The 446-nt window shown below is 36.5% G+C and carries 1 protein-coding gene; it reads right to left on the bottom strand.

What is annotated here, in order from left to right; genetic code table 11:
• Positions 1 to 105 precede the first annotated feature (105 nt).
• A partial coding sequence (locus AC27JP_RS20320) for a YrhB domain-containing protein (RefSeq protein ID WP_487117762.1) occupies positions 106 to 446 on the bottom strand: 341 nt, incomplete at its 5' end.

The raw sequence follows: 446 nt of genomic DNA, 5'->3' as shown, positions 1-446 counted from the left end.
GCCACGCTAAGCGGCAAAAAATTGTTGGCTAAAATAGTGAACGTAGTGAACAAAAGCCAACTGTTTTTTGTCCGTTCTTGAGCGCCTTGTTAGGTAACCTCTCAATCACTCTTTATGTGGATCGCCATTTTTAACATAGTTAGCTACATAATACTCTGTTGGGTTTTCTGTTCCAGTATGTATTAATTTTGGAATAGATTTGTCTACAATGATTGGAGCATTACCTGCCAAGGCATGTACCCAATCTTCTGTTTTAATAAATTGTTCAGAATTGAAATAGAATACCCAACCGAATTCATGTGTTTCAGTATGCCTCTCATCGATAACCAGTTTAATATTTGGATTAACATAATTTGGTAAAGCGCAGCCGAACTCGTTCATTTTCTTCTCTTCAACTTGAAGATACTGATTTACTAACTCCGATGCTTTGATGATATCCATTGGTT

The sequence above is a fragment of the Colwellia sp. SU-HH01172 genome, assembly GCF_057553355.1.
This window is presented reverse-complemented; position numbering and strand designations above follow the sequence as displayed.